This window comes from Providencia sp. CIM-Carb-044 (assembly GCF_033901115.1).
Taxonomy (GTDB): domain Bacteria; phylum Pseudomonadota; class Gammaproteobacteria; order Enterobacterales; family Enterobacteriaceae; genus Providencia; species Providencia hangzhouensis.
The window spans coordinates 1-25,771 of sequence record NZ_JAXADV010000002.1 but is presented as its reverse complement, the minus strand read 5'-3'; the positions used below and the strand labels follow the sequence as shown (position 1 = coordinate 25,771).

Genomic DNA, 25,771 nt, shown 5'->3' with positions numbered 1-25,771 from the left:
TAAGATGGATATGAAGAATTACCGAATAGAAATGCGTGATGGAATAATGCTATCAACCGATATTTACTTTCCACAAACTCAATCAACTGCATCTTTTCCCGTTATTATAGAGCGAACCCCCTATGATAAAACCGCACCTTCTCGTTCGGAAAAAACGGTATCAGGCCAGCAAATAACACGCCAAGAAATGGCGAAATACTTCAATAAACATGGTTTTATTGTCGTGTATCAGGATTGCCGCGGGCGTTATGAGTCCGAAGGAAAGTTCACAAAATATATTAATGAAGCTGAAGATGGTTTTGATACATTACAATGGATTATGAAACAACCCTGGTGTAATGGCAAAATAGGCTCAATGGGTCTCTCTTATGCCGCTCATACACAATTAGCAATGGCGTGTTTAAATCCACCAGGTTTACAGACGATGGTGCTGGATTCTGGCGGTTTTGCCAACGCCTACCAATGCGGGATCCGTCAAGGGGGGGCTTTTGAACTCAAACAAGCCACTTGGGCGTTTAAGCAAGCTAAACTAAGCCCACTCGCCCAGCAATCTCCCGAAATTTTAGCCGCACTCGAACAAGAAAATATCCATGAGTGGTTTACGACAATGCCATGGCATCAAGGACAAACATTACTTAAACATGTTCCTGAATATGAATCGTATTTATTTGAACAATGGGAAGAAGAGTGTTTTTCCGATTATTGGCAGAAAATAGGCATTTATGCCGAAGGCTATTATGACCAAATACCGGATATCCCAGTGTTATTTATGTCTAGTTGGTACGATGCCTATGTCAGTTCAACATTAGATAACTACTATGCATTTGTTACCAAAAAACAATCACCGCAAAAATTAATCATGGGGCCTTGGCTACATGGTGACCGTAATATCACGCATAGTGGTGATGCAGAGTTTGGTGATATCGCAGCATTTGACCACAATGTTAGTGAAAGTTGGTTATCTTGCCGTTTAAATTGGTTTGAAACTCACTTAAAGGATAAGAGCGCCAAAAACCATCGTGACGAAGTAACAATATTCATGATGGGTGGTGGAAGTGGTAAACGCAACCAACAAGGACGTATAGAGCATGGGGGAAAATGGCTTAGCCACCATCAGTGGCCTTTGCCAAATACTGAGAAAACTGCGTATTATCTGTGGCCAGATAACAAATTACATCATCAGCCCTACACTAAAACAACCACAATATCCTATTGTTATGACCCTAAGAATCCAGTGCCTACCATTGGCGGTGCCTTAACCTCAGGTCAGCCTATATTTTGGGGTGGGGCTTTCAATCAATGTGAATTACCCCAGTTTTTTGGTAGTAAACAAAATAACTTACCCCTTTCTGCCCGTTGTGATGTATTAGTTTTCGAAACCGAGGAATTACAAGCAGATGTCTGTTTAGCAGGTGAAATTGAAGTGTCGCTTTGGATAAGCAGTGATGCATTAGATACAGATTTCACCGCAAAACTTATTGATGTTTACCCTCCCAGTGCCGATTACCCTCAAGGCTATGCCATGAATATTACTGATGGCATCATACGTTGCCGTTTTCGGCATGGTTATGAACGGAAGGAATTATTAACCCCAAATGAAATTGTCGAAGTAAAAATTAAGCCGTTTGCCTGTGCAAACCGTTTCGCAAAAGGACATCGTATACGATTAGATATTTCTAGTAGCAATTTCCCTAAATATGACTTCAATACAAATACAGGTAAAACTATCGCGGGTGATAGAACCTGGAAAATAGCTTGTAATAGCCTACATATTTCTAGCGAATACCCGTCAAAAATCATTTTGCCCGTGCTCAACGAAACTTAAAAATAATATAATTAACCAATAAATTTGCCCGCTTTAACTGCCAACACCACTAAAGCGGGCTATATGAGAAGATAATTATTCCGCTTGAACCCAAAACACACCATCCCCCTCTAGGGCAGTGAAAGTTTTGTGTAAGTAATCGCTATCTGCTTGCGGATCAAGGTCTGCAAACAACTCTGGGTGGATAAATTTTGCAATCGCTTCCACCGCAATAATGTTAAATGGCGTATCGTAGTATTGCTGGTATAACGCTAATACTTGCTTGTTTTTGTAAGCAGATAATGAACGAAACTTAGGGCGATCCATTAGCTTACTCAAGCGGGCTAAAGACTTTTGTTTATCCCCCGTATAACCTAACGGCACAGAAGCACTACCTTTACGGGTACTATCCCAATCAGCTGCGGTCATTAAATAATAATCAGGGTTGCTGTGAATCAATTGTTCTTCACTGATTTCCCCACCCATTCCAATACTAAACCATTGTGAACCAAGGTTATTCCCGCCTGCCGTTTCAACAAATTCGCCAAAATTACCATTACCGAACGTTTTACAGCAATAATCTTCCCCTTGGATACCAGCTGCTCGTTCAATGAATACGCTTGGACGCTGCTCTTTGCTAAGTTTAGCCACTCTTGAACGGATTAAGTCTAACTTTTGTTGATAAAACTGATTAAATGCTTGCGCTTGTTGTTCTTCACCGAATACTTGGCCAAGTAATGCCATACTCGGCATGGTATTTTTTAATGGATATTGCCTAAAGTCGATAAAAATAACGGGTAAACCACTTTTTTCCAATAACGATAAGGTGCCACTTTCAGCAAGCTTACTTTTTAAGCCAATATCAAAAATTAACAAATCAGGTTGAGCTACTAAAGCCTTTTCAACACTAAAATCTGTCGTATAAGGGTTGGGAAAAACAGGTATTTGACTGAGTTGTGGAAATTTTTTGCTGTACGCAATACTCAAATCAGGCGCTTTTTTAATTAACGCATCATCCCAAGCAATAATCCCTTTTAATGGGTCTTGCGGATGTAATATATTTAACGCAACTAAAACACGGCTGTCCGCCAGCATCACTCGAGATACAGGGGCATTAACCGTCACATCCCTACCCGCAATATCCGTCACAGTGATAGGTGCCGCCAAACTATTAGTTGGAAATAGTAGGCTAACAGCACTAAGAATCAGCACGAATGCATTGATAAGTTTTCTCATCATCATTGTTCTGCCTTATTTTTATTAAAATTTTACGGATGCTTGAACATAGTAAGTTCTTGGCTGCCCCACATAGATACCATAATTGTTATCCGTAGAACGTGTAAAATAAGTTTGATCAAAAAGATTTTTAATACCAGCAGATAGCGTTAAATCAGACAAACTTTTTCCAAAATGGTACTCGCCTCGTGCGTCCCACACCATATAACCGGGGATTGTTCCGTATCGGCCATCAGCACTTGGTTTTGTTACATAATGGCTTGATGTTCCTGGCGATTCTTGGGTAGATTGTGCATAAGTATTTAAGTTCCATACCCAATTACCAGTTTCATAACGGCTACCTGCGGTAAAGACTTGCCGTGAATAAAACGGTAAATCCTTATGAGCGAAATCCCCTTTTTTACTTACCGCTTTAGTGTAGGTATAAGTACTATACACACTTATACCATCCAATTTATCACTCAGCTCAGACAGGTTATATCTTGCTGCCAATTCCACACCTTGATGAGTTGTGGCTCCCAAATTTGTCCAACCCGTTGTATTTTCAACGTAAAGTAATTGGTCATCGAAATCGATATAAAATAATGTCGCTTCAAGAGATAGCGCAGTATTATCGTATTTAGTCCCCACTTCATAGTTATGTGCTTTTTCTGCACTTAACCCATTTGCGGGTGAATTCCCTACCCCTTTCGTATTCAACTGAAAATACTGCAAACTGCCAAATGACGTACTGGCATTGGCAAATAGTTTCCATTCATCATCAATGTGATAGATCACCGCCAGCGCAGGAAGCGGTTCGCTATATCGCTTACTTCTGTTTTGGTTTTTAAAACTGTCATTTAAATGAATATTAATGTTCTCATAGCGGATCCCTGGGATCACCGTCCAATTACCAACATCAATGGTGTCATCAAGGTAAATGGCATGGGCTTCTGTTCCACCCGATGTGTGCTGGTAATAATCATTAGTACTCGGCCGCGAACCTTGAGTGCCGGCTTGGTACCAATTTGAACGGTAAGCTTTTTCGTCTGCGGTTTCATTTAAATAACGGTATCCCACCGTCACTTCATGTGAAATATCATTAAAACGGAATAATTGTGAATAACTCGGTTCAATTGCATACGCGGTATAGTGACGAGGGTAAGAAACTAACCGTCTTTCATTCGCTTTATCTTTATGGTCACTTTCTATATAACTCCCCCGATAACTTTTACTAAACCATGTCATTAACTCAAATTGTTTATCATCTTCTTCATGTTTATATTTCAATGACATGTCTTGTCGATTTCCTTCAAAACGGTCATAAGGCCGTGTTGATTGGAATGGGTCAGCGTTATATTGCGCTTGAGTTAGCCCACCTGGCATACCTGACATTGCATGATAATAATGAAAATTAGCCAGTAACTCGTCGTTATCGGTTATGGCATAACGTGTTTTTAAAATCAGGTCATCAATATCTGTATTATCATTGCTTTTACGGTAGCCCTGCCCATGTAACCCTGAATACAGCAGTATCGCTCCTGCTGAGTCATCGGCTTTTGAGCCCCCCACGGACGCATCGACTAGGGTTTTGAGCCCTCCTGTTTTAGCCCCTTGGGTTTGTAACGAAACACCACCAGAAAAGTCTTTCGGGATAGGTTTTGTCACAAAGTTAATGACGCCACCCACATTTTGTGGCCCATAACGTACGGAAGCTCCTCCGCGGATCACATCAATAGATTCAATACTCCCTAGTGATAATGGCGACATCGACAGCTGAGGTTGGCCATAAGGCGCTGCCGCTAGTGGCATACCATCGAGTAAAATCGTTGAGCGAGGTGAAAGGCGTGAGGTTAACCCACGAACCCCAACATTCAAGGAAACATCGCTCCCACCTGTCCCGTTACTTTCTCGTACCTGCACACCGGGTATCCCTTTCAATGCATCAGCAATGGTTTCACTGCCTGATTCTTTGATTTGTTGTTGGTTTTTTACTGTTCGCGCACCTGGGTGATTAAATACCACCTCACCATCTTCAGTATTTTCAAGCCAATTGCCTGTAACTGTAATCTGATCATTTTTTGGATTATCAACAGCAAATACATGATAAGGCGCTAATGCCGCTGAAATAGCTAATGATATGAGTAGCTTGCTAGTTTTTAAATTCATAAGGAATAAGCAATAAAGGAGATTAAGAGAGATAATGATAATTATAATCATTACAAACAATCAACTTAATTTACTATTTATTTTGAAATTATTCTGTTTTAATTCCTTATTATATAAAGGGTTATTGAGAGTGAATAAAGCTAAAAAAACCGAGGGAGCTTCCCCTCGGTTAACATTATTGGTAAACATGATATAATTAGAGGTAAATATCATTTTGCCTCTAAAGGCATTAACCACCCAGTGAGAAAAATACCACTCGGCCAACCCCTTCTCCGACAAAAATACAGAGTGTTGCCAGTGACATAACGAATGTTGCATTCACATTGCGCCCATTTTTTTGGCACAGTAAACGGCCAACAAACAAAACTCCTAATGCAATAAGTATGACTCTAACAATGCTTAAGTTCACTAAACCCTCAGGTAGTTCACGCGGCGTCATTCCCATATAAATAGGCTCCCCGATATTTCCGAGTAGAGATAATGCGCCCAGCAGCATAAGTAAGATCCCAATAACACCAATACCAAGTGTAATTTTAACCACTCGCTTTAATTGCTCTTCTTTATCATTGCGACGTAAAGAACCTACCAGTAATAATGCCGCTATCACGCCACCAACCAGTAATACCGCCCCAAAGAAACTGGCGTAGGTAAATAAGCCATTCCAGAGATTAAACAAGGTGTTAGCATACAATGCTGACATTGCGTACATATAGATAATACCTGCTAACGCACTAAGCAACAGTAGCAGCGCGTTCGCTTTTTGTTTCAGCAATAGCAGCGCGACACTGAAAAATAATAGCGCCATATAAATTGCAGTCGCCCACACTTCGCGACTCATCCATGAGGTCGATACATGCAACATGGTATAAAACATGTGTAGCGGGTTACCCATATGAAATAATGAACCCAATAACCCAACACAGCCCAGAACAAAACTAGCTAGAACAGGCAGTTTAATAAACTGGACGCTTTGTAGGTTATTTCCGCCTTCAAGCACACGAAAATAGCATACTAATGAAACTAACAAGCACCCCACAGAAGCTTGCATAAATAAGGTGAAAATCACCAACGGAAATTCATGCATGATAATTCTCCTTATCCTTTTGTACCGACAACTAGGTTCGGTTTGGTAATACTTGAGCTAGGTAGCCCGGCAATATCTGCATTCGAGCCATATTTTTTACGTAATTCGCTAATTAGACCGAACTCAATCGCACGCATAGGGCAAGAATCAACACACATTGGATTTCCTCCTTTTTCACGGAGATCAAGACAAGTGTCGCACTTAGTCATCATTCCAATACTGGCATCAAACTGAGGTGCTTCATATGGACAAGCCCACGTACAATAGCGGCAACCCACACATTTATCATGGTCGACTAAGACAACGCCATCTTCCTCTCGTTTGTGCATTGCGGTGGTAGGACAATGACTTACACATTGCGGATCATCACAATGGTTACAGGCAATAGACAAGTGCCAAGTCCGAGGACGTGGATACTCCCCCACTTCAATATCATACACACGGCGAAAGTTACGCCCGACTTCAAGGTCGTTTTTGTCTTTACATGCAACAACACAGGTCTTACAACCAATGCAAGTGGCAACATTAATATAAAATCCGACTTGTTTATCCATTTCTTATTGCCCCCTAAAATATAATACGCTGTGGAATTGCTGCATCTGGAACTAACTGGTCACCATGCCATTTTTCGATATTACATAGCATCGTGTTCCACCCTGATGTACCAAGCCCTGTAGGGACTTGAATGGTTAGCGTATTGTCGGCTCCCGCCATATCTATCCCTGTTTTTTCGTCAACATCGGTCCAACTGCCATGGGGTAATGCGACCACGCCCGGCTTCATCGTTTGTGTCACTAATGCAGGGCGCACAATCTTCCCTTGTGGGCTCGTTATCAACACAGTTTCACCGTGTTTAATACCTAAACGTTTCGCATCAGACGCATTGATATAAATTGGGCTTGGCCACTGCTCACGTAACCAAGGCACATTATCAAGCGTGCTGTGAGAGCGGCGTAAATAGTGTGGATTATAGATTTGGAATGGGTAATCCCCTTTCTCCTTCTTCGAGAAATCGCTAAAGCTAGCCTCGTAACCACTTGCAGACGGAATATACTCAGGAATTGGTGGTAATTTAGTCCAGCCACACTCATCGGCTTTTTCGACTAATGTTTGGCAGTAAATTTCAAATTTGCCACTTGGTGTTGGTCGTGGATTAGCCTGTGGGTCGCGAATGAAATCTTCATAGGCAATATAGCCATAGTTATCACCAGCAGTCCGTTTTACTTGGTATTTCCCAACAGTAAGAAATTCATTGAGGGTAATTCGCCCCTGTTGTGGCTTGCCTGTTACTTGCCATTCATCAATGTCCGCTTGAGTGATTGTGATTAATGGTTCTGTTGTCTTACCATCTTCACCAATGATTGTTGCGCCATTGAGTTTATTGAAAAATTGTTGTTTTTCCGAAACAGGAAAAACTTCATCGACATTAATACCTAGACGCTTACCTATTTCTTTGGCGATCCATTGGTCACTTCTCGCTTCATAAAGTGGTGGCGTTACATTCACTGCAGATATCATAACTTCACGGTTACTTGGATTTAATATGGTTCCTTCACGCTCCCACTCAGTCGTCACCGGTAAGACAATATCCGAATATTTGGCGCAAGTATGCGGAACATACGCTGCGGTCACAACCAATTCCACATCTTTACGGTAGGCCTCAACGCTTTGCGAAATATTGGCTCGTGTTTGTAACGTGGCATTGAATGGATGAATGATCATTTGGATATTTGCATCGACATCTCCCACACCACGTTGGCGGAATTTTTTCTCTAATAATGCACGGTTAAGCTCATTGTGATTGATTTTTAAACTGACTGGATTTGGTACTGAAGGTAGCCCACTTGCTCCCGCCATAACGAGCCGCGTGCCATTATTTCCAGCAGCGAAATGGCAACTAACCCCTGTCATCCGGCCAGGCCTTCCCATATGGCCAGTCATAAAGCCTAAGGTTGAGAATGCTTGCACCCACCCTTCACCATTATGAATTCGAGCAGGTGCCCAACCTGTAAGCAATGCGACTCGGTTAGTGCCACCGATTTCACGTGCCAAAGTGCGAATATCACTCACTGACAGCCCACAAATATTAGAGGCCCACTCAGGTGTTTTTGGCTCTCCCGTATAGGTGCCTAATAGATAATCTTTGAAGTTCCCTTTCGGGTCTGCACCTGCGGGCATATTACTTTCATCAAAACCAACTGTGCAACGGCGTAAAAAATCCCAGTCAATCAACGGACTGTCAGGGCTATCCATTTCTAATAGTGCGTACATAATACCCAGTGCTAATGCATGGTCAGTACCCGGATTGATGGGGTACCAATCTGCATCCATTAACTCTGCCGTCGTCGTATAACTTGGGTCAATGCTAATGAAGCGAGCCCCAGCTTTTTTTGCCTGATAATAATTATAGGTTGGGCTACCCGGGCTACTCCACGCTGGGTTTGCCCCCCACATCACGATCAACTGGGAGTTACGCATATCAAAACGGTCATTGGTACCAAAGGTATAAAATCCTTCAAGTAATCCTAAATGGGCTGGTGTTTCAAACCATGCTCCCCACGAGGTTGTTCCCCAATCCCCAACAAAACCCCCCGCTTTGGCGTAAACGTTTTGGATATCAACACCGTTACCACCCGTGATCCAAATAGACTCGTTACCATATTTTTCTTTAATACGTTTCGACTCTGATGCCACAATATCTAATGCTTCATCCCAACTGATGCGCACCCATTGGTCCCGTCCTCGTAAGCTTTTGTCCCCACCACCCGGGGCCCAGCCTTTACGCTTCATGGGGTATTTCAGACGATCCGCCCCAAAGACTTGTTTACGTTGTGAACGACCACGTAAACAACCTCGCTGTTGTGGGAAATCAGGAGAATCTGCAACTACATCATCTGTTTTTTGTCTAACAACGACACCATCGACCACCAATGCTTTATTAACACAGCGGCCACCACAGTTATGCCAACAGGCTACGGGTTTCCATTTCCCTTGAGTTACTGCATCAGTGGCTTGTGCAACTGCTTTTTCCTCCTCTGGTGTTGCCGCATATAATTGCTTACTCAGCGGTAACGTAGCCATTACTGATGCCGCTGATGTCCAAGCTATAAATGAACGGCGACTTAAGGCTATTTTCTGTCTTTCTGACATTGCTCTTACCTCTTCATTTTGTTTTATTATTATAAATTGACTAATTCATTGATTTTTTTAATATCATTGCGTAAAAAAAGTTCAAGTAATGAACTTAATTGACGATAAAATGCGGTTTCTGCATGGTTATACATTGAGCGGCAAAATGGCGTAATAAAAGCCAATAAATGGGTATTCAGGAATGTCACAGACCCGAGCAATAATGCGTTTACTTTAGTCCAATCAACATTTTCAGTTTCGCTATCAATAACTTCAGTAATACGTAGACTTAAATGCCACATAAAATCTAACTCATAACCAATATGGTCAGCGGCTTCCATATCACCTTCTGGCAAGTGAACGCCATACTGTTCATAAAAAGACTTCACTGCTAAGGTACTTTCTTGAAATAACAATTTGTCACGAGAAACATACGTTGATTCCCATGGCGCTGCCGGCGGGGCTTCTGGGCCAATAAATAAGCGAGTAAAATCCCAATGCAAATTTTCGAAATCTTCGTTATTGGCTTGTATCCGCCTATTGTTTAAGTCTTTATGCATCTCATTTATCGCATTTTTCATTACAGGTAATGCTTCATCACAGGGGAATAACAACAACCCTGAATCACTTAAATAACTTAATAATTCTGGCGTCGGTTCTTCCATAAACAAGCGCCGTAATACGTCATAAGCAAATTGACGCGCATAAAGAAAATCTAAAATTTGGTCATCATTGGTCATAAATGTTTCCCTACAGGTCAGTCAATAAAAATTCAGTGGGTGTGGTGAGTTCAACTCGCACTTCTTTAATTAAAGGATTGCCCTGTTCATCGGGCTCAATAATGTGGGAAGTCAATGCAATAGGTAGTTTGGCTAGCGGGGTTAATAAGCAAATTGCTTCAGGATTAAACTGCAAAAATCCATGCAACAATTCTTGATGATAAGAAACGCCTGCGTTTTTCAATAAAACCGCCACTTTTTCACAATCGTCACCAAAAACTTTGGCGCTTTTAAAAAAATAATCCCGAGAGGAAAAAATATAATGCTTTCCTATTATTTGTTCGTTGTGTTCAAAAAAAGCATTACTTTGGTACACTTGCCCAGTATGCTTATTTTCTAAAGAGCAGTAGTGCACTCCAATAGATAACTGATTTTCTAGTGCAAATTTAAGAACACGGAGGCAGGCTAGTTCACTCTGTGCGACAGCTAATCCACCTGCATACCAATAGTTGTAATACACCTCATAAGGTGGGTTTTTAAGCATGAACCCGCGAGTTTGATAAGCCTCGCTATTTGTTAGTGGAAAGCAAAACTCTAATAAATTGATACCATCAATACCAATATCATCAAGCTGAGTAAGTAATTGATACATCTGCGGTTCTGTACCGGGGATCACGGGCATTTCCACCATTACAGTTGGAAAAATTTCGCGAGCTAAAGTAATGCGATGTAAAACTTTAGTAATTCGTTCTTTAGGATCATCAATTTTGATACTAAAGCGGATTTCTTGTAGACCAGCTTTAGCTAGAGCTAATGCCGTATTACGGTCTAATGGATCACCTGCTGTATATAAACGGCTATGAGCTAAAGGTAATTTCTGTTGGACTGCTTGGAAAAACGCAATGCTTTCTTGGCGAAAAAGTAAAGGTTCCCCTCCTGTTAATGCGATATGGGTAAGTGTATAGCCTTGTTCTGCTATCGCATCAACTTCACCAATAGCATCACGCATTTCCTCTTGAAATTCCTGATAATTTTCTTGATTTGGGTTAAAGCAAAAGTAACAATCGCGGTGGCATTTTAAGGACAAAAATGTCGTGTGGCTCCCTTCCCCTGTACGGCATTGTACACAAGCACTTGATAACCAATTACAATGTATACTCTTTCCATTATTCGCAAAAATTGCGCCTTTACTTTTTATATCTAGTTTGAGTTGTTCAATCTCATGTTGCTGTGCAAAAGGGTCTTCAAAATTAAGTCCATATTCGATAATTGCCTGCTGTGTTTGCTGTTCAATATCCAAATAGCGAATAGTATAACGCTTAAACTTTTGGTTATTTACTGTAGAGATTGTTCTATCTGTAATAGGATAGATCATAAATTTACCTTCAATTTATGAGCAAATAGTTCCTATTATTCGTTGAATTTTCAATTGGACTCAGATCGCAAATAATCAATTAATAGACGGGTATGACAATACCTGTGACAATTAGAAAAATGCTTATAAAGACTCACATCATTACCGATTAAATTGAAAATATTTTTTAAATAAGAAATATTCGCATTATTTTATTTTGATTTAGTATTAATGGCAGTATAAGTTAGTGGCATTATATGATGTTGCGCAAGATCAAAAAAACTTTCCTTTCATTATTTATATATCAACCAATTAGCTGATACTGCCAGCATAGCCAAATTATTACTCAGCAACGTTCTCATTATATGAGAATAATCTCATCAAATAAGTCGCTATATAAAAACTAAATAGCCAATTAGACAATACTAAAAAATAAAATAAAACTAACCTGTTAACATTAAAATAATCATAATAATATTTCAATTTGTAAAATTAAAATTCAAAAAATGTTCATCCATTCATTTTTGTATTATTATTTATTTTTATCTTATAAAAATAAATCTCCCCAACAAATAAAGCATAGTGACTATTTATCCTTTTTATCATATTTAATTTATATAATTAAAATTAATCGTTAAGCATTTTCAATTTGTCACTATCGTTCTATTCGCTATTATCATCAAAGTGGTAAAGCATAAGTAACCTTAACCGTTTCCATTGGTACCTCCGTCTTAATACTTTGAATACTGCTAATTTGTGTTAAATGATCCGCATGGAAACGACGATATGAAGCTAAGTCTTCCGTCACAATACGGATCAGTGCATCACATTCCCCAGCCATTAGATGACATTCGACGACTTCAGGCATCTGTTTAATGTCTTCAACGAATTGGTTGATGGTTTTAGCATCCTGTGTTTTAAACCAAATACGAGCAAATAAAGAAAGGCCCGCTCCAATTTTACTGCCATCCAACACCGCTACATAACGTTTGATAACCCCAGCCTCTTCAAGTAATTTCACGCGACGTAGGCAAGGTGACGGGGAAAGCCCCACTTCTTTAGCTAATTCAATATTCTGAATTTTTCCATCTCTTTGTAATACTTGTAAGATATGCCTATCAATGGCATCCAGTTTTAGCCTACTTTCCTTCATTGGCATTCCCCCTCAATTTTATATTAATTAATGATATTAAATACCAATTTTTGTTTGTTTTAAAGCAATAAAAAAATCCAATATCATTGGATTATCGCTATAATTTTATCGCTACTGGCCAGTTGCGTGAAAATAACAATGAACAATAATGAGGAATTGAAATGGAGTTACAGAACTTACTCTTATTTAGCGCAACCGTGATCCCTTTAGTCTGCACACCAGGCCCAGACATTCTATTTATTTCCGCACAAGGATTATCGGGAGGAACCTCAGCGGCCTTGAAAGCGAATTTGGGTATTATATTGGGTTATGTGGCACATGCGATTCTGGCTGCACTTGGTTTAGCGGCGATTGTTGCAGCTTCACCCATGATTTTCCACACCATTAAATGGGTTGGGGTCGCTTATGTCACTTACCTTGCTATTCGCATGGTGTTATCTGCAATGAAAGCCGGAGACTTAAGAATTCAAACTGTGTCAACAAAGGCGGTCGTGGGTAAAGCATTTTTAACTAGCTTTCTTAACCCCAAAGGGTTACTGGTGTATTTTGCTATTTTACCGAATTTCATTAAGCTAACAGAAAGTGTCGCTGTCCAATCCTTGATACTTTCAGCCACTTTTATACTTTCGTGTGTCGTGATCTACGGCGTAATAGGTGCATTATTTGCATCCATGCATAATAAACAAGCTTATAATGATAAAAAACGTCGTATAACCGAAGGTGTTGCAGGTGGAATGCTAACGCTAGCCGCTATCGGTTTAGCAACCAGTTAGCGGGGTAATAACTCAATCCAGATTAACTTGCTATCGGTGCTAAGTGGTTTTATATCTCCTTCACCGATATCAGGTAACCACCACGCTCCTTGTCCTTGCGCCATATGATGGCAATTTGCCCCTGAAATTTCCCATTCGCCATTGAGCACGTAGACTAACCCCGCTTGGTTGGCGGGTAATCTACAATCTTCAGTGATGAAATAGTTTATAGCCACCCACCTATCATCTCGAAAAATAAAATTCATTAACTTAACTGATGGCTCTGAGACTTTTACCGCGCAAAATTGCTGAGCTGAAAATTGGGCTTGATCACCTGCGCGCTCTAGGCGATGCTCAAACGCTTTGGTATCGGTTAAAAGAAGCGGCTGGTCATTCAACAATACCACCAGCCTTTCCCCTTCTGCATAGCGCTTTAAATAGCTATCTTGGTTAATGGTTGCAATGCTTGCGCGTAATGAATAATCCGATGCAACCGGCCAGCAAAACACTTCTTGGCTGGCCCCCGCACCATCATTCCAATCAAGGATAGGTAATTCCATTATGTCAAAACATTTTATTTTCACATTACCTCCCGTCTGTTGCTGCTAACACATTTAGATTTATACCTAGATTGGCAAAGTTAATCTTTCAGGGCAATGAATTAACGATGATAATGTGACTAATCACGCCTCTCATTGATTAAAAAGTGACATAAACGACCTAAAGTTTTCATTGCTTCCTCCACCCTCTCATTCCATGTAAACGATGCATTAAGACGAAATGCATGATTAAACTGGTCACTTGTGGAAAACATGCTCCCCGGCGCGATACTGATACCTTCTTTTAGTGCGAGTTGATACAACCGAATTGCATTAAACGGCGGTTCAAACTCTAGCCATAAAAAATACCCACCTTTTGGTGTATTAACTTTTACTGACTGAGGCATGTATTTTGCTATTGCACTCAACATTTGGTGCTGACGCTGTTCCATCGTTAAACGCAGTTTACGAAGGTGGCTGTCATATCCCCCTAATGATAAGTACTCCGCAATAGCTAATTGCGTGGGAACGCTGGCAGAAACGGTACTCATCATTTGTAAATGTTGAATTTTTGTCGCGTGTTGGCCTGCAGCCACCCAACCCACACGATACCCCGGTGCTAAACATTTCGAAAATGAAGAACAATGAAAGAAATTACCTTTAGTATCAAGTGCCTTTGCGGGTATTGGCTGTTTGCTACCAAAATAAAGTTCCCCATAAACATCGTCCTCAATTAAAGTAATTTGATGCTTATTAAGGATATCGACCAGACGTCTTTTGTTTGTTTGCGGCATCGTTCCGCCTAATGGATTTTGATAATGCGTCATTAGCCAACAGGCTTTAATTGGATATTTGCTCGCAATATCCTCTAATGCGTCAAGATCAATACCAAATAACGGGTCTGTTTTAATGGCAATGGCCTTAAGTTTTAACCGCTCAATTGCCTGAAGTGAACCATAGAATGCAGGAGATTCGATAACGACCCAATCCCCGGGCTGAGTCACCGATTGTAAACTCAAAACTAAAGATTCCATTGCCCCTGCTGTAATCACGATTTCATCCGGAGCGACATGGATCCCTTGGGTTGCATAACGCTGAGCAATGTTACGACGCAGTTGTTCATTACCAGGAGGCAAATTAGCCGGGGTATTAAATTTCGATAAGCGCCTAGCAACAGACGCAAGAGACTTCGCGAGTTTTGGATCATCCAATAAGGCGGGGTCTGGAAATGCAGAGCCAAATGGGATAATATTCGGGTCCTTACAAGCTTGTAGGACACCAAAAATAGAGGCATTAATCTCTACATTTTCATTCAAATGTAGCCCTTTTCCTCCTTTTGCGGCAGCAAATGCGTTATTGCGGTTTGCCACGTAATACCCTGATTGCGGCCGAGCAACGACCCATCCTTGGCTTTCAAGTAACTGATATGCTTGCACAACAGTCATTAAACTTAAACCAGACTGTTTAACACTTTCCCTCAATGAAGGTAATCTGTCGCCCACTTGCCAGATATTGTCTTCAATTTGCTGACGAATTTGCGCTGCTAATTGTTCGTATCTCGTCATAGCCGCCTCAACTGTTATAGTTAATATCCCAATAATTGTTACTATTATAGTTTATCGTCTCATGTTCTACTTATCCACACATTCACCTGACTTTTTTTTAACTATAAGCACAAAAAATTTTTCGTTGAATTACGGTTATTTTGCATTCAGGTGTGAGCAATTCCTTTTGCTAGGGATTAGCGCCTCAATTGCTCTCATCAAAACGTTAAATATTGCGTGCCATTAACATATCCACTCAGGGGTCAATATGTTTGGACTAACTGCGCTGGAACTTGCCCGTATACAATTTGCTTTTACGGTCTCGTTTCATATTATTTTTCCAGCCATTACTATTGGGCTAGCAAGTTACCTTGCGGTGCTACAAGGCCTATGGCTTAAAACTCGTGACGAGGACTATATAAAACTGTTCCACTTTTGGTCGAAAGTTTTTGCGGTTAATTTCGGAATGGGCGTTGTTTCTGGATTGGTGATGGCATACCAATTTGGTACCAACTGGAGTTTCTTTTCAGATTTTGCGGGTGGAATTACCGGCCCATTGCTCACGTATGAGGTATTAACCGCGTTCTTTCTTGAAGCCGGTTTCCTTGGTGTCATGCTGTTTGGCATGAACCGAGTGGGTGAAAAACTGCACTTTTTTGCCACCTGCATGGTTGCATTAGGTACCATCATTTCCACTTTCTGGATTTTGGCATCTAACAGTTTTATGCAAACACCGCAAGGTTTCGAAATCATCGATGGGCGTATTGTTCCTGTTGATTGGCTTGCGGTTATTTTCAACCCATCGTTTCCATACCGTTTATTGCACATGACCACGGCTGCTTTCCTTGCTGCGGCATTCTTTATTGGTGCTTCTGCGGCATGGCATTTACTCAAAGGCAATAAATCCAGTGCCATGAAAAAAATGTTTTCCATGTCCCTGTGGTTGATTTTAGTGTTAGCCCCTGTTCAAGCTTTAATCGGTGATGCTCACGGCCTAAACACACTTAAACATCAACCGGTTAAAGTGGCCGCAATGGAAGGTCACTGGGAAAACAAACCCGGTGAAGCCACCCCTCTAATTTTATTTGGTATTCCAAACCAAGAGAAGGAAAAAACCGAATATGCCATTGAGATCCCTTATCTGGCGAGTCTGATTTTAACGCACAGCATTGATAAACAAGTGCCTGCATTAAAAGAATACGCGCCAGAAGACAGGCCGAACGTGTTTATGGTGTTCTGGTCGTTCCGTGTAATGGTCGGGCTGGGCTTATTAATGATAGCGGCTGGAGTCTGGGGTTTATGGCTACGTTATCGTAAAAACCTGTATGAATCCAAAACCTTCCTACGCTTTATGTTCGTCATGGCTCCTTCTGGTTTGATTGCCATTTTAGCGGGTTGGTTTACAACAGAAATAGGCCGACAGCCATGGGTTGTTTATGGGCTACAACGAACCTCTGATGCAGTCAGTGCACATGGTGAAATGCACATGAGTATCAGTTTAATCGCCTTCTTTGTGGTTTACGGTGGGGTGTTCGGTATCGGCTACATGTACATGATGAAATTAATTCGTAAAGGCATCGCGGAGGACGCAGCTCATGGGCATTGATTTACCTCTCATTTGGTTTGTCATCATCGTATTTAGTATGTTGATGTATATTGTTATGGATGGGTTCGATTTAGGCATTGGGATCCTTTACCCTGCGCTAAAAGATAGCCAAGACCGTGATCTGATGATGAATAGCGTTGCCCCTGTGTGGGATGGCAATGAAACTTGGTTAGTTTTAGGTGGAGCCGCTTTATTTGGCGCCTTTCCTCTCGCTTATGCGATTGTCCTTGATGCCCTGTCAATTCCGTTAACTTTCATGTTATTGGCCTTGATTTTCCGTGGCGTCGCCTTTGAGTTTCGCTTTAGAGCGGACGAATCACACCGCCGCCATTGGGATCACGCCTTTATTTGGGGTTCAATTTTTGCCGCCTTTGTTCAAGGTGTGGTAGTTGGTGCCTTTATCCAAGGCTTCCATGTGGAAAACCGTGTTTACATGGGGGGTTACTTCGATTGGTTCGCACCTTTCCCACTATTTTGCGGATTTGGCCTCGTGGTCGCTTATGCACTACTAGCTTGTGGCTGGTTAATCATGAAAACTGAAGGCCACTTACGTAGCACAATGTATCGCGTTCTAAAACCATTAACATTACTGATGTTAGCGGTCATTGCGGTAATCAGCTTCTGGACCCCAATGTTAAATGAGGCAATCTTTGAGCGTTGGTTCTCACTGCCGAACCTGTTCTTCTTTTTACCTGTTCCGTTACTGGTATTAGCCTGTACTTGGTTGATCCTAAAAAACGCTAATCGCCAACAACATGACAGCGTGCCATTCTTAGCGGCTTTAATGTTAATTTTCCTTGGGTTTACTGGTCTAGGTATCAGCATTTGGCCAACGCTCATTCCACCTGCAATAAGTTTCCGTGATGCCGCAGGCCCATCCGAAAGTTTAGGCTTTATGTTAGTGGGTGCGTTATTCATTATTCCTGTTATTTTGGTTTATACCTATTGGAGTTACTATGTCTTCAGAGGAAAAATTACCCCAGAGCAAGGCTACCACTGATAGCGTGAGTGCCTCTCCTTGGTGGAAAAAACTCGGTTGGATGGCCATTATCTGGTTCGGAAGTGTACTTGCTTTATTTGCATTTTCGTCAGTGTTTAAATTGATGATGACCGCCGCTGGAATGAAAGTGAAGTAATTTACCGTTCGATATGCCGTATGCTAAAAATCATACGGCATTTTTATTAAAATTAACGATTCATCACCGTGAATTGCCCTCTCTACTGCTGAAAATCTCTCTATATAAATATCCGCCCCCAATCATCCGCTAGCGGTTGCAACTTGCAAGTTTATTCATGATAATGATAATAATTACCATATAATAAAATTATCATTAATAAAGGAGATCGTCCGTGGCCACTGAACAACCTGTTGAAAAAAACATTTACCGCCCGGCTCCACCACAGCTCATTCAAGTCAAATCCATAACCGATATCAGCCCATCTATTCGTAGTATTACTTTCACCGGTGAAAGACTCAATACATACCCAACAGATTGTGAAGGTGGGCACCTGAAAATATTTTTAGCCCCTGATTTAATCAGCCAGCCCGCACTCCCTATCCTAAGTAAAGAAGGCCGTAGCTGGCCAGAAGACAAACCTCGCCCATTTGTTCGTACCTATACCGTCAGAGCCATCCGTCCAGAAGTTAGCGAGATAGATATTGAATTTGCTATGCATGATGGCGCAACTGGCCCTGCATATCTATTTGCTCGGGATGCAAAACCAGGAAATTGGATGGGAATTACCAACCCAGGTGGCCCAGACCCATTATTACCTGCCAGACAACATTACTTCATGGCTGGTGATTCAAGTTCCCTACCCGCTATCGCCGCATTATTAGAAAAAATGCCAGCGAATGCCCAAGGCAAAGTTGTACTACGATTAGATAACCCAAAAGACGTAAGAGAACTAAAAAAACCTGAACAAGTTGAGGTGATTTGGGTTTGTGGTGATATCACCAAAACCGCTGAATTAATTAGCACATTTAAGTCTTGGGACATCCCAAGCAGCGACTGCGCTTTCTGGATTGCAGGTGAAGACCAAATTATTCGTGATTTGCGTCGTTATATTCGTCGTGAAAAAGGTTTTGGTCGTGATGATATCTATGCGATCCCTTACTGGCGATATGGCTATGATGAGGAAGGTTACCATCATGAGCGCCATGCTGTAATGGATAATCCTGACGATTAACCTCACTTCAAATATTTAGTTCGCTTATTGGTTTATAAATTCTAATAAGTGAACTTATTTCCTGATCTTGCCTGTCTTCACCAAGTTGTTAGCCATTATATTCCTCAACAATAAACTCCCTAAAATACTTTTCATACCTATTAATGTTATGTTATAACATAATGGTTTTTTATGGTCGCTATATTCACTACAAAAATAGGAAAACCACTGTGTACAAAATGGCAATTTTAAAAACTAGTCTTTATATTGCATTAGCTCTCACTAGCTATACTGCTGCTGCTCATGGCTCACATAGTCACTCCCATCCACAATCAGAGAAAGCGCTACAAGCTTCAAAAGGGATTTTTGAAGATACTGACGTCAAAGATAGATCTCTTAGTGACTGGCAAGGCATCTGGGAATCTGTTAATCCATTGCTATTAAATGGAAAACTTGATGAGGTTCTAGAAAGTAAAGCGAAGAAAAATAAAGACAAAACTGTTGAAGAGTATCGTGAATATTATAAAAAAGGTTATGCCACTGATGTTGACAGTATTGGTATTGAAAACGATGTTATTGAGTTTACTCAAAATGGTACTGTAAGTAGCTGTAAATATGACTACGCCGGTTACAAAATTCTTCATTATACTTCAGGAAAAAAAGGCGTTCGTTACTTATTTGAATGCAAAGATGCAAACTCAAAAGCGCCTAAATTTATCCAGTTTAGTGACCATATTATTGAACCACAAGCCTCGGGGCATTTCCACCTATACATGGGAAATGAATCTCAGGAAAAATTATTAAGTCAGCTAGAAAATTGGCCAACTTATTACCCATATACCCTCACAGATGAGCAAATCGTACATGAGATGCTCTATCACTAATCGGCTTCCTATATAGGAGTCTAACCTATGCCCCGTGGGTAAATCGCGGGGCATATAGTTAATAGCAATGCTAATTAGTGGTTATAAGCCAATAATGCCTTATGGCATAATTGTGATCTCACACAATCCTCTATAGTAAAATTCACCATTGAAACCATTTCATCACTACTAAAACGTTGTAATGCATCAGCTAACCCTGAAGACACACCTTCTGGTAAATCACACTGGGTCACATCACCATTGACTATCACCGTCACATTTTCACCAAGCCGAGTTAAAAACATTTTCATTTGAGTGACTGTGACATTCTGAGCCTCATCTAATATCACGACGGCATTTTCAAATGTTCGGCCTCGCATATAAGCAAATGGGGCTATTTCCACTTTAGCAATTTCGGGACGCAAACAATATTGCAAAAAAGATGCGCCGAGCCTTTTCACCAAGACGTCATAGACTGGACGAAAGTAAGGCGCAAACTTTTCTGACATATCCCCCGGTAAAAAACCGAGATCTTCCTCCGCTTGAAGAACGGGCCTTGTCACAATGATCTTATTGATATCTTTATGAATTAACGCATCAGCCGCAAGTGCAGTACTGATGTAAGTTTTACCACATCCCGCTTCGCCATTCGCAAAAATTAATTGCTTATGTTTAATGGAATTAATATAGAGTTTTTGAGCTTCATTTCTGGGCAATATAGGGGATTCATCACGCCGTTCTTTTGCCATACCGATAGCTTCAATGCCAGTAAATTCAGCAAATGATGCGACGTTATTGATATCAAAACGACCTGAGCGATCTTTGCGTGATGAACGTTTCATTTCACGGCGTGCCTTTGTTGCAGCTTTCTGTCTACTCATAGTATTAACCCTTCCAGGTATCAGTGATGTCAATTCAAATGACGGACTATTCAAAACAGAGGCGAGCTCCCTTCAAGCTCAAAGTTAATATCAAATATCTATTATGTGGCTGTAACTCCATGCCATAACTCGGCTAATAAAAAAACCGGTTACCAATCTCACCATGGAAATCTCATGATGGAGTGGTAACCGGCTTTGTATTCTCGTGTATAAACACTTATTTCCCATTAGTTTCTCCTGTAACAGCGATACTTTTAAACTAATGAATCTATGTGACAGTAATATGACGAACTGCAATATTTTTTGTGCCCCAATGAGTCCATGTTTTTATTGCAGTTTTCACTGCTTTAAATATAGCGTCATTTTTTTTGATAAAGCAACATTTTTCTAACAAAATTTTGGGCGTTTATTAAATTTTTTCGTTATCACACATAAAAACAAAAAAAGTAAAACCACAATAATCAGTTAGTTAACTATTGTGGTTTGAAAGGATAATTAGCGTATTTTACAATTTCCCGCTAACTCAAAACCTGCGGCTTTAGCCGATTGTTCGTCAGTGAAAATGACGGCATTTTTATCAGCGATGGTATTGAAGCTAGCGCAATGTGAAAAATGATATTTTTTAGAATTACGATTACCTTTAATTTCAACCGCATCTGATACAATAGATTTAGCTTCTATTACTTGAGGCTGATTTAAGGGTGAGACTGGTGAAATATTAACTCCCTCTGCACTATTTTTATGATTTAAATTCCATTTTTTCTCCCCTGTCACAAATGGGTTATGATGTCCCATTACCTTAGCGATTCGATTATCTCGCTTGATTTCCCAAGAGGTTGGAGGATATTTATTATCCCAAGCCATCAATAACTGTTGTTGTTGACGTGACATAGACAAGTTATAGCGGTCATGCATATAAAAATATACTCGAGCTACCTGCCCTTTGGCTTCATCTCTTGGCTCAAAGACTTTTTGTTTAAAATCAACTCGGCTACGGCAAATTCCGTATGGATACGGTGTATTAGTGGATAATTGCCCAAAACTAAAATTGCTTCTATCACCATTCACTTCACCAATAGAAGGCGCTAAATTATGCATATCTGCTTCCATTCGGCCAAAAATAGGGTCACTAGACACACAGTTTTTCCGCCCCCCTTTTTGCCAGCATTGCCTTTGATGACCAAACACCCATGCTGGAACAATATGCTCCCATTCAATACGCTCAGCTCGGTTCTGTTGTTTACGCACTTGGTAGCCACAAGAGGCTAAGTCAACCTTTCCCCCGCTTTTTCCTACCCATTCCCACTGGCAACCACAATATATTGTTCCCTCTCCTTGATGATTTTGATCTGCATAAACCTGCGTTTTACTTAGCACTTTAGCTTCTGTAAACGAATTTGGTGCGGAAAATGAAAAAGCAGAGAAAAGAAATAATAGAATCGAAAAAATGAATTGATAATATTTGGACAAGCTAAATTGTTTCAAAATAACACCACTAATAAGAATATATGCGAAGAATTAATATAAATGCATTAGTTTTTCCTCTAACACATTAATGCATAAGAAGAAATATCACATATTCTAATCAAATAGTAGCATAAATGATATCAGAGATGACCCAATTTTATGGCTCACCATCCATATCGGAATTTATGCAGCTTTAATAGGATATCTAAGTCTTATTAGTAAAAAGTAAAGTATGACTTACTCACATAACGAGAATGCCAGTAAGCCACGCCATTAAAAATTACACGCTTGGTCTTTTGCGATATAACCATAAACCAGGTAAAGAAATACCAATAGACAAGGCTCCAACAATGAAAGAGGCTTTTAAAAAATTAGTCACTAAAACCTCAACTAATTCAGGGTTATAGCCAAATTGAGATATTTTCACGACTGAAATCATTGCAATATAGGCACTAATACCTGGGAACATCGGGATCACGGCAGCAACAGTAAACACTTTAGGATGAGCTAACCACCAACGCGACCACTGAATACCGATAATACCGATTAAAATTGCAGCAAGAAAACTTGCCCACTCAATTTGCAATCCTAATGTCATCAGTATCATTCTAAAGCCATAGCCAATAGCACCCAATAAGGCACAATATTTCAATGCCCTTACAGGCACATTAAATACCATAGCAAACCCTGCTGCCGGTATAGCGGCTAATAGCATTTTCTCACATAAAGAGAATAGAAATTCTATGCCCATTCTTTTAAACCCCAGATTGTCATTGCTAACACAACCCCAATACAGGTAGCCAAAGTGAGAAGGCTCGCCATTGTCCAACGCGCTAATCCTGTATTAACATGCCCTTTAAACATATCAGCGACTGCATTAATTAATGGAAAGCCGGGAACTAAAAGCAATACACTGGCAGCCATCGAAATTGTTTCAGTCACAGCCAAATACGGTATTTTCAATAATAAACCTGAGACCGTGGTAGCAACAAAGGCAGTAATACAAAAATTAATTAACGGATTCATTTGATGGGAAGTTAACACTTGCCGCACATACATTGCACAACCGCTAGCTAAAAATGTAATTAACGCACTCTCCCATCCACCTCCATTCAACCTACTAAAACAAGCACAAGATAGTGCCACCATCAGCACCATTAACCATCGAGGATAACGCAACGGTTTAATTGATAATAATTTCTTTTTTAATTGTTTTCGGTCTAACAAATGATGTTCGACTAGGATGACTGCATGCTGAACTTCAGTAACAACATGCATATTTATACCGCGGTCAATAATGCGTCGTGTTGACGTTAAGCAGCGACCATCAATTATAGTGGTTAAAACTAATGAATTAGATGAAATAGCACTATCGACTTGGCTTGCTCCAAGTGCAATACCCAAACGGGTCGTCAATTGTTCAACGAGCATACTTTCAGCGCCATGTTGCAATAACAATAAACCACACTCAATACATAGCCGAGTTACCTCACGTTGCTGATTAACAGGATCATCTTGGTCTGTTTTTTGCTCATTTAATACATGCTCTGTCATCTTGCCCCCAACATTGTGACAACCATTCAGATATCTACCTAAACATGTTAATCTTTATAAATATCATAAAGACAAATATCAGCTTAAATGATGATCTCTTTCAGGTAAATCTGTGATTGAGGTAACGTGATTTAAACTATTTCGTAAAATTTGTTATGTTATTTTCTTATTGAAGACAAATTGTAGGATTAACCATTTATGAATAGCCCTCTAACAGCTAAAACCCCAAAAGGCCAACGTCGGCATCAGGCGTTGATCACTGCAGCAACTGAAATTTTTCTGCAATATGGGTTTGAAGGCGCAACTCTGGATATGATTATTGAACGTGCTGGGGGCTCTCGCTCAACCTTATATAAAAATTTTGGTGATAAAGAAGGGTTATTTGCTGCGGTTATTGCATCAATGATTGATGATATTTTTCAAGAGCCCGACGAAAAAACACCACCACTGGATACGATTGAGTCCATACTTTCTTTTTATGGTTCTCGATTTTTATTGAATGTGCTTAAGCCTGAATCCATTGGGTTATACCGGTTAATTTTAGGTGAATACAACCGTTTCCCAGAAATAACTCACGCATTTTTTGAGCAAGGTCCAGTAAAAAGCTATCGTCTGTTGACACAAAAATTGGCTTTGCTTCCTGACGTTAAAGTGGATGAAAAAACATTGTTAAGCATTTCTTCACGCTACCTAGAAATGCTAAAAGCGGATGTGTTTATCACCACTTTCTGTATTGCTGATTTCAAGCCCAGCGATGAATTTATTCAACAGCAAATTGCTATGTCTGTCGATATCATCGCCAGTTATATCCGTAAAATCAGTAAAACCACAGCCGACTAAGCTAGAACTGATTGGGCTTGTTCTTTGGCTGCCATGGAATTATTTGCGATTAAAACTTGAGGGCCGTACAACGCAGACAGCATGGGTGCCATTCGTTCCATTTCTTCTTGATCTCGCCCGTCAGGTTGTAGGGTAACAATCAGAGCACGACAATGTTGCTCCATCGCTTCTTTTGCATCTTTCAACCAACGACGTATATATTTCATGCTTTCCATATCTTCTAAGGATGGTTTTTCTTTTTTAACCACCGGAGGATATATCAATACAAACTCATTTCTTCTTGCCAATAGCATATCCATTTCCTCTAACCATAAACGGGTTTCATCCATCGTTGAAGGAAATACATTCATCTCACAGATTGGCCAGCTTTCTGTTTCTATCATCTTTTTGTTCATCATAATCATCTCTTTTGTCATCATTATTCAAAGTGTACTCAAATGTACACTTTTACATTACACTCAGTCAAGAATGATTATCATTTGTGTTTTGCAAATTATGCTATTACCGCGAGTTACTAACAGGAATACTCTCAATATGCAGTAAAAATTTATCAATTAAAAACATTCACGTGTTCGAGTGATGCGTTTTTGAATATGGGATGTTATTCTGACGATATTAGTAAGCGTCCGGCGATCACAGGTAGGTGTTCTAATTTAAGTGTCCACTTAATTTTTAGTGGACACTTAGTGTCTTAGATAGCATCACCTGGCTGGGCAGATAAGTCGATGTTCCAGGGTAACAGTTCATCAATACGGTTGATCGGATGATTACCGATACGTTTTAGCACTGCAGTTAAATACGCATTGGGATTGATGCCATTGAGCTTGGCGGTGCCAAGTATCGAATACAGCACAGCGGCACGTTCCCCTCCGCCAACAGAGCCGGCAAACAGGTAGTTTTTCCGACCCAGGGCGATGGGCCGTAATGAC

At 40.4% G+C, this 25,771-nt stretch carries 24 protein-coding genes; 8 read left to right on the top strand and 16 right to left on the bottom strand.

Annotated elements, in window-relative coordinates:
- The first annotated feature begins 4 nt into the window (after nucleotides 1–4).
- Nucleotides 5–1,825: a CocE/NonD family hydrolase gene (locus SJ312_RS03390; RefSeq protein WP_319866948.1), complete on the top strand. Its 1,821-nt coding sequence runs from the start codon at nucleotides 5–7 to the stop codon at nucleotides 1,823–1,825.
- 75 nt (nucleotides 1,826–1,900) lie between these two features.
- Here SJ312_RS03390 and SJ312_RS03385 read toward each other — a convergent pair whose 3' ends face one another.
- From SJ312_RS03385 to SJ312_RS03350, 8 genes are all read right to left on the bottom strand, one after another.
- On the bottom strand, nucleotides 1,901–3,043 hold the full coding sequence (locus SJ312_RS03385) for an ABC transporter substrate-binding protein (protein WP_175427143.1): 1,143 nt from the start codon (nucleotides 3,041–3,043) through the stop codon (nucleotides 1,901–1,903).
- Nucleotides 3,044–3,064: 21 nt separating this feature from the next.
- Nucleotides 3,065–5,188 carry a TonB-dependent siderophore receptor gene (locus SJ312_RS03380; protein ID WP_319866947.1) on the bottom strand — a complete coding sequence of 708 codons (2,124 nt, stop codon included), beginning with the start codon at nucleotides 5,186–5,188 and terminating at the stop codon, nucleotides 3,065–3,067.
- 229 nt (nucleotides 5,189–5,417) lie between these two features.
- Nucleotides 5,418–6,272 carry a dimethyl sulfoxide reductase anchor subunit family protein gene (locus SJ312_RS03375; RefSeq protein ID WP_110591637.1) on the bottom strand — a complete coding sequence of 285 codons (855 nt, stop codon included), beginning with the start codon at nucleotides 6,270–6,272 and terminating at the stop codon, nucleotides 5,418–5,420.
- 11 nt (nucleotides 6,273–6,283) lie between these two features.
- Nucleotides 6,284–6,826 (bottom strand): DMSO/selenate family reductase complex B subunit, encoded by a 543-nt coding sequence (locus SJ312_RS03370; RefSeq protein ID WP_004264054.1) that lies wholly within the window; start codon nucleotides 6,824–6,826, stop codon nucleotides 6,284–6,286.
- Nucleotides 6,827–6,839: 13 nt separating this feature from the next.
- Nucleotides 6,840–9,422, bottom strand: a complete 2,583-nt coding sequence (locus SJ312_RS03365; protein ID WP_319866946.1) for a molybdopterin-dependent oxidoreductase — start codon at nucleotides 9,420–9,422, stop codon at nucleotides 6,840–6,842.
- Between the two features lie 29 nt (nucleotides 9,423–9,451).
- Entirely contained in the window at nucleotides 9,452–10,141 is a 690-nt protein-coding gene (locus SJ312_RS03360) for a molecular chaperone (RefSeq protein ID WP_153673483.1), read from the bottom strand.
- Nucleotides 10,142–10,151: 10 nt separating this feature from the next.
- Nucleotides 10,152–11,495, bottom strand: coding sequence for a radical SAM protein (locus tag SJ312_RS03355; protein WP_319866944.1), 1,344 nt, complete (start codon nucleotides 11,493–11,495; stop codon nucleotides 10,152–10,154).
- 658 nt (nucleotides 11,496–12,153) lie between these two features.
- Nucleotides 12,154–12,633, bottom strand: a complete 480-nt coding sequence (locus SJ312_RS03350) for an Lrp/AsnC family transcriptional regulator (RefSeq protein ID WP_004264035.1) — start codon at nucleotides 12,631–12,633, stop codon at nucleotides 12,154–12,156.
- Nucleotides 12,634–12,788: 155 nt separating this feature from the next.
- On the opposite strand from SJ312_RS03350, the gene SJ312_RS03345 reads away from it, so the two are divergent.
- Complete coding sequence (locus SJ312_RS03345; protein WP_004264031.1) at nucleotides 12,789–13,400, top strand: LysE family translocator; 612 nt, start codon at nucleotides 12,789–12,791, stop codon at nucleotides 13,398–13,400.
- Here the strand turns inward: SJ312_RS03345 and SJ312_RS03340 are convergent.
- Both SJ312_RS03340 and SJ312_RS03335 read right to left on the bottom strand, forming a co-directional pair.
- On the bottom strand, nucleotides 13,397–13,963 hold the full coding sequence (locus tag SJ312_RS03340; protein ID WP_262410978.1) for a HutD family protein: 567 nt from the start codon (nucleotides 13,961–13,963) through the stop codon (nucleotides 13,397–13,399). The genes SJ312_RS03345 and SJ312_RS03340 overlap by 4 nt on opposite strands.
- Before the next feature lie 95 nt (nucleotides 13,964–14,058).
- A complete protein-coding gene (locus tag SJ312_RS03335) occupies nucleotides 14,059–15,483 on the bottom strand; it encodes a PLP-dependent aminotransferase family protein (RefSeq protein WP_319866942.1) in 1,425 nt (474 codons plus the stop codon).
- Between the two features lie 247 nt (nucleotides 15,484–15,730).
- On the opposite strand from SJ312_RS03335, the gene SJ312_RS03330 reads away from it, so the two are divergent.
- The 5 genes from SJ312_RS03330 (at nucleotide 15,731) to zinT (ending at nucleotide 20,121) form a co-directional block, all read left to right on the top strand.
- Nucleotides 15,731–17,068, top strand: coding sequence for a cytochrome ubiquinol oxidase subunit I (locus SJ312_RS03330; RefSeq protein WP_140170537.1), 1,338 nt, complete (start codon nucleotides 15,731–15,733; stop codon nucleotides 17,066–17,068).
- The gene (cydB, locus tag SJ312_RS03325) at nucleotides 17,058–18,068 is read left to right on the top strand and encodes a cytochrome d ubiquinol oxidase subunit II (protein ID WP_319866939.1); all 1,011 of its coding nucleotides are present in this window, start codon (nucleotides 17,058–17,060) and stop codon (nucleotides 18,066–18,068) included. Before SJ312_RS03330 ends, cydB begins: the two co-directional genes overlap by 11 nt.
- A 4-nt stretch (nucleotides 18,069–18,072) precedes the next feature.
- Entirely contained in the window at nucleotides 18,073–18,204 is a 132-nt protein-coding gene (locus tag SJ312_RS03320) for a DUF2474 domain-containing protein (protein WP_306821397.1), read from the top strand.
- Between the two features lie 214 nt (nucleotides 18,205–18,418).
- Nucleotides 18,419–19,258: a siderophore-interacting protein gene (locus SJ312_RS03315; RefSeq protein ID WP_094962487.1), complete on the top strand. Its 840-nt coding sequence runs from the start codon at nucleotides 18,419–18,421 to the stop codon at nucleotides 19,256–19,258.
- Between the two features lie 218 nt (nucleotides 19,259–19,476).
- The gene (gene zinT, locus SJ312_RS03310) at nucleotides 19,477–20,121 is read left to right on the top strand and encodes a metal-binding protein ZinT (RefSeq protein ID WP_004264004.1); all 645 of its coding nucleotides are present in this window, start codon (nucleotides 19,477–19,479) and stop codon (nucleotides 20,119–20,121) included.
- Between the two features lie 74 nt (nucleotides 20,122–20,195).
- Here zinT and phoH read toward each other — a convergent pair whose 3' ends face one another.
- The 4 genes from phoH to SJ312_RS03290 form a co-directional block, all read right to left on the bottom strand.
- Complete coding sequence (gene phoH / locus SJ312_RS03305) at nucleotides 20,196–20,981, bottom strand: phosphate starvation-inducible protein PhoH (RefSeq protein ID WP_094962486.1); 786 nt, start codon at nucleotides 20,979–20,981, stop codon at nucleotides 20,196–20,198.
- A 495-nt stretch (nucleotides 20,982–21,476) separates the two neighbouring features.
- Complete coding sequence (locus tag SJ312_RS03300; RefSeq protein WP_319867233.1) at nucleotides 21,477–22,430, bottom strand: endonuclease; 954 nt, start codon at nucleotides 22,428–22,430, stop codon at nucleotides 21,477–21,479.
- Between the two features lie 298 nt (nucleotides 22,431–22,728).
- Nucleotides 22,729–23,199, bottom strand: coding sequence for a threonine/serine exporter (locus tag SJ312_RS03295; protein ID WP_094962485.1), 471 nt, complete (start codon nucleotides 23,197–23,199; stop codon nucleotides 22,729–22,731).
- The gene (locus SJ312_RS03290; protein ID WP_004263992.1) at nucleotides 23,190–24,002 is read right to left on the bottom strand and encodes a threonine/serine ThrE exporter family protein; all 813 of its coding nucleotides are present in this window, start codon (nucleotides 24,000–24,002) and stop codon (nucleotides 23,190–23,192) included. Before SJ312_RS03290 ends, SJ312_RS03295 begins: the two co-directional genes overlap by 10 nt.
- Nucleotides 24,003–24,200: 198 nt before the next feature.
- On the opposite strand from SJ312_RS03290, the gene SJ312_RS03285 reads away from it, so the two are divergent.
- Nucleotides 24,201–24,842 (top strand): TetR/AcrR family transcriptional regulator, encoded by a 642-nt coding sequence (locus tag SJ312_RS03285; protein ID WP_094962483.1) that lies wholly within the window; start codon nucleotides 24,201–24,203, stop codon nucleotides 24,840–24,842.
- Here SJ312_RS03285 and SJ312_RS03280 read toward each other — a convergent pair.
- Together SJ312_RS03280 and SJ312_RS03275 are read right to left on the bottom strand one after the other, a co-directional pair.
- Complete coding sequence (locus tag SJ312_RS03280; protein WP_227528772.1) at nucleotides 24,839–25,240, bottom strand: hypothetical protein; 402 nt, start codon at nucleotides 25,238–25,240, stop codon at nucleotides 24,839–24,841. The genes SJ312_RS03285 and SJ312_RS03280 overlap by 4 nt on opposite strands.
- Nucleotides 25,241–25,533: 293 nt before the next feature.
- On the bottom strand, nucleotides 25,534–25,771 hold a 238-nt coding region (locus SJ312_RS03275), incomplete at its 5' end, for a transposase domain-containing protein (RefSeq protein ID WP_319866936.1).

Bases quoted from the DNA above. Each gene is read 5' to 3' on its own strand.
- SJ312_RS03390 (WP_319866948.1), top strand. From the start codon at position 5: ATGGATATGAAGAATTACCGAATAGAAATGCGTGATGGAATAATGCTA.
- SJ312_RS03385 (WP_175427143.1), bottom strand. From the start codon at position 3,043: ATGATGAGAAAACTTATCAATGCATTCGTGCTGATTCTTAGTGCTGTT.
- SJ312_RS03380 (WP_319866947.1), bottom strand. From the start codon at position 5,188: ATGAATTTAAAAACTAGCAAGCTACTCATATCATTAGCTATTTCAGCG.
- SJ312_RS03375 (WP_110591637.1), bottom strand. From the start codon at position 6,272: ATGCATGAATTTCCGTTGGTGATTTTCACCTTATTTATGCAAGCTTCT.
- SJ312_RS03370 (WP_004264054.1), bottom strand. From the start codon at position 6,826: ATGGATAAACAAGTCGGATTTTATATTAATGTTGCCACTTGCATTGGT.
- SJ312_RS03365 (WP_319866946.1), bottom strand. From the start codon at position 9,422: ATGTCAGAAAGACAGAAAATAGCCTTAAGTCGCCGTTCATTTATAGCT.
- SJ312_RS03360 (WP_153673483.1), bottom strand. From the start codon at position 10,141: ATGACCAATGATGACCAAATTTTAGATTTTCTTTATGCGCGTCAATTT.
- SJ312_RS03355 (WP_319866944.1), bottom strand. From the start codon at position 11,495: ATGATCTATCCTATTACAGATAGAACAATCTCTACAGTAAATAACCAA.
- SJ312_RS03350 (WP_004264035.1), bottom strand. From the start codon at position 12,633: ATGCCAATGAAGGAAAGTAGGCTAAAACTGGATGCCATTGATAGGCAT.
- SJ312_RS03345 (WP_004264031.1), top strand. From the start codon at position 12,789: ATGGAGTTACAGAACTTACTCTTATTTAGCGCAACCGTGATCCCTTTA.
- SJ312_RS03335 (WP_319866942.1), bottom strand. From the start codon at position 15,483: ATGACGAGATACGAACAATTAGCAGCGCAAATTCGTCAGCAAATTGAA.
- SJ312_RS03330 (WP_140170537.1), top strand. From the start codon at position 15,731: ATGTTTGGACTAACTGCGCTGGAACTTGCCCGTATACAATTTGCTTTT.
- cydB (WP_319866939.1), top strand. From the start codon at position 17,058: ATGGGCATTGATTTACCTCTCATTTGGTTTGTCATCATCGTATTTAGT.
- zinT (WP_004264004.1), top strand. From the start codon at position 19,477: ATGGCAATTTTAAAAACTAGTCTTTATATTGCATTAGCTCTCACTAGC.
- phoH (WP_094962486.1), bottom strand. From the start codon at position 20,981: ATGAGTAGACAGAAAGCTGCAACAAAGGCACGCCGTGAAATGAAACGT.
- SJ312_RS03295 (WP_094962485.1), bottom strand. From the start codon at position 23,199: ATGGGCATAGAATTTCTATTCTCTTTATGTGAGAAAATGCTATTAGCC.
- SJ312_RS03290 (WP_004263992.1), bottom strand. From the start codon at position 24,002: ATGACAGAGCATGTATTAAATGAGCAAAAAACAGACCAAGATGATCCT.
- SJ312_RS03285 (WP_094962483.1), top strand. From the start codon at position 24,201: ATGAATAGCCCTCTAACAGCTAAAACCCCAAAAGGCCAACGTCGGCAT.
- SJ312_RS03280 (WP_227528772.1), bottom strand. From the start codon at position 25,240: ATGATGAACAAAAAGATGATAGAAACAGAAAGCTGGCCAATCTGTGAG.